General features: G+C 70.1%; 1 protein-coding gene. It reads right to left on the bottom strand.

Annotated elements, in window-relative coordinates; all coding sequences use genetic code 11:
• A partial coding sequence (locus GA0070216_RS35155; protein WP_218108364.1) for a non-ribosomal peptide synthetase occupies positions 1-3,856 on the bottom strand: 3,856 nt, incomplete at both ends.

Raw genomic sequence — 3,856 nt, 5'->3', positions numbered from 1 at the left:
AGCGCGTCGAGGAAGCGGTCGAGCAGGTCGCGGGTGGCGAAACGCACCACCGTCGGCAACACGTACGCATCACGACCGCCCTCGGCCAGCAGATGATGGAACAGCAAGCCCTCCTGCAGAGGAGCCAACGGGTAAATGTCCGCAACATTCGACGCACCACCATCAACAGTGGCCACCACCCGCTCAACCTGCTCCGACGTCAGCTCGACCAGCGGCAGCATCTGCGGGATGATCTGATCGGCGCCCGCCGGAATACCATTCACCGGCACCCGAACCTGATCCCGGCCGACACCCGCGGCAGCCACCCCCGCCGGCGTGGGGGTCTGGAACAGCGCCCGCACCGGCACCGACATACCCCGTTGACGCAGCCACTCCACCAACCGCACCACCAGCAGCGAATGCCCACCCAAAGCGAAGAAGTCGTCGTCCACACCCACCGCCGCGAGCCCGAGCACCTCGGCGAACCCGGCGCACAACAACTCCTCCCGCGCGTTGGCGGGCAGGCGGTCGGCACGCGTGGACGCGGCGAAGTCGGGTGCCGGCAGTGCGGCACGGTCGAGCTTCCCCGCCGCCGACAGCGGCAGCGCCGGCAACACCACGACCGCCGCCGGAACCATGTGCCCCGGCAGCACCGTCGCGGCATACGACCGTACTCGCGCCGGCAACCCGTCCGGGTCGACGCTGGGCGTCGGCACCACGTACGCCACGAGCCGCTTGTCCCCGCCCGAATCCTCCCGAGCCAGCACCGCTGCCTGAGCCACGTCCGAGTGCCCGGTCAGCGCGGCCTGCACCTCGCCCAGCTCAATGCGGAACCCGCGGATCTTCACCTGATCGTCGGTACGCCCGAGGTACTCGATCTGGCCGTCGGCGTTCCACCGCACCAGATCGCCGGTGCGATACATCCGCGAGCCCGGCTGGAACGGATTGGCGACGAACCGCTCTGCGGTCAGCCCTGCCCGGGCCAGATAGCCCCGAGCCAGCCCCACGCCGGCCACGTACAGCTCTCCGGCGACTCCTACCGGCGCGAGGGCGAGATCCCGGTCGAGTACGTGGACCCGCGTACCGCTGATCGGACGCCCGATCGGCGGGGTCTGCTCCGCTGGCCCGTCGACGTTCCACTGCGTCGCGTACACCGTCGCCTCCGTCGGGCCGTAGAGGTTGACCACCTCCACACCCGGCAGGGCTGCCCGTACCTCGGCCACCGTCCCCGTCGTCAGCGCCTCACCGGCCACCACCACGGTGCCGACCCGGGCCCGCACGCCTGCCTGGAGGACCTGCGCCAGCGCCGACGGCACCGCGTTGACCAGGCTCAGGTCCCAGGCCCGATCCCGGTCGGTCAATGCCAGCAGGTCGGCCACGACCTCGACGCTGCCGCCGGACACGAGCGGGCCGAACAGTTCGAAGACCGACACGTCGAAGCTCAGCGACGTCGAGGCCAGCACCCGGGCGAATGCCGTGCCACCGAAGCGGTCGGCCGCCCAGCTCACCAGATTCGCCACCGAACGGTGCTCCACCACCACGCCCTTGGGCCGGCCCGTCGAACCCGAGGTGAACATCACGTACGCGCCGTGATCCGGCCGCGCCGGTGCCCGGTCGAGCAGCTCGTCGCCCACCGGCCGGTCGTGCACAGACACCCGGGCCACCCCGAACGGCAGCACCCTCTCGGTCTCCGGCGAGGTCACCACGGCCACCGGCGCCGCGTCGCCCACCATGAAGGCCACCCGCTCCTCCGGAAGTCCCGGGTCGATCGGTAGATACGCCCCACCGGCCTTCCACACACCCAGCAGGGCCACGACCAGGTCCACGTCACGCGGCAGGCAGACACCCACCACCGAATCCGGCCGCACCCCCCGTGCCACCAGCACCCGCGCCAGCCGCTCGGCCCGCGCATCCAACTCCGCATACGTCAACGTCGTGCCACCCGACGTCACGGCCGGTGCCTGCGGGGTCCTGGTCACCTGTGCGCTGAACAGCTCCGGCAGCGTTGATTCGACTGATGCGGCCGGCACGTCGTTCCACTCCACCAGCACCCGGTGCCGCTCCACCGCGTCTACCACGTTCACGGCGCCCAGCCGCAACGCCGGGTCGTCGGTCACGTCCTCGAGCACCCGGGCGAGCCGCTCCACCATCAGCCGCGCGGACGCTACATCGAACAGGTCAGCGGCGACGGTGAGAGCGCCGCGGATCCCGAGCGGGCTGCCGGTACCGTCGAACGTCTCCTGAAGACTGAAGTCGAGGTCGAACCGTGCGGTCGTCTCCACCGCTCGATCGTCGGCCGGTGCGGGTTCGATCCCGGCCACGTCGAGAATGGCCTCCTCCTGGCTCTGCAGGGTGAGCATCACCTGGAACAGTGGGTTGCGGGCCAAGGAACGGGTCGGTGCCAGGTCCTCCACCAGCCGTTCGAACGGCACGTCCTGGTGGGCGAAGGCTGCCAGGCTGCTCTCCCGGACTCGGCCCAGCACCGCGGTGAACTCCGGGTCGCCGGACAGGTCGGTGCGGATGACCAGCGTGTTGACGAAGAAGCCGACGAGGTCGTTGAGTTTCTCGTCGCTGCGGCCGGCGATCGCGGTGCCGATCGGGACGTCCGTGCCGGCGCCCAGGCGGGAGAGCAGAACGGCGAGCGCCGCCTGCAGTGCCATGAAGACGGTGACGCCTTCGGCCCGGGCGAGCCGCGCCAGTTTCGCGTGCACATGGGCGGAAACCTGGACCGGGAGCCGATAGCCACGGTCGCCGAGCACCGCCGGGCGGGCCCGGTCGAACGGAAGGTTCAGCTCCTCCGGCACTCCGGCCAGGGTCCGGCGCCAGTATTCGACCTGTCGGGCCAGAAGGCTGGCCGGGTTGCCCTTGTCGCCGAGCAGGTCGTACTGCCAGAGGGCGTAGTCGGCGTACTGCACGGGCAGCGGCGCCCAGTCGGGGGGGGTTCCGGCGCGACGGGCCGTGTAGGCGGTGACGAAGTCCCGGGCCAGTGGAGTCCAGGACCAGCCGTCGGCAGCGGTGTGGTGGATGACCACGAGCAGTAACTGCCGGTCCACGTCGCCGCTGAGCAACCACGCCTGGATCGGTAGTTCGGCCGCCAGGTCGAAGGCGTACGACCGGTGTCGGCCGATCGCCTCGTCAAGACCGTCGCCGTTGGTCACCTCGTGCTGCAGGTGCCAGTCGACCTGGTCCACCGGCACGACCTGCTGAACGGGTTCCCCCTGAATGGTCGGAAGTAGGGTGCGCAACGCCTCGTGCCGCCCGATCACGTCACGCAGTGCGGCCTCGATGACCGTCGGGTCCACCGGGCCGTCCAGGTCGAGGGTGTTCGAGACGTTGTAGAGGGCACTGGGTCCTTCGAGTCGGTCGATGAACCAGAGGCGGCGTTGTCCGGAGGACAGTGGGATGTGCTCGGGACGGGGCTGGGGGGCCAGTACGGGGCGGTTGGTGGTGCTTGTTTCGGGTTCCGCGAGGGTGGCGGCGAGAGCCGCGACGGTGGGGGTCTCGAAGAGAGCGCGGATTTCGAGGTCGACGCCGAGTAGTGCGCGGATTCGGGAGATGAGTCGGACGGCGAGTAGGGAGTGCCCGCCGAGTTCGAAGAAGTCGTCGTCGACGCCGACCTGGTCGAGGCCGAGGATCTCGGCGTAGGCCGCGCAGAGCAGTTCCTCGCGTTCGTTGGCGGGTTCCCGGCCGACGCCGGAGGTCGATGGGGCCTCGGGTTCGGGAAGGGCACGGCGGTCGAGTTTGCCGTTGGAGGTCAGGGGTAGGGCGTCGATCACGACCACAGCGGTGGGCAGCAGGTGCTCAGGGAGCCGTTTGGCGGCGTAGCGGCGGACCTGCTCGACTGCGGTGTCGGGGTCGTCGTCGGTGACCACGTAGG

It is taken from the genome of Micromonospora matsumotoense (genome assembly GCF_900091525.1).
Taxonomy (GTDB): domain Bacteria; phylum Actinomycetota; class Actinomycetes; order Mycobacteriales; family Micromonosporaceae; genus Micromonospora; species Micromonospora matsumotoensis.
The sequence above is the reverse complement of the archived record's forward strand: the minus strand, read 5'-3'. Positions and strand labels throughout refer to the sequence as shown.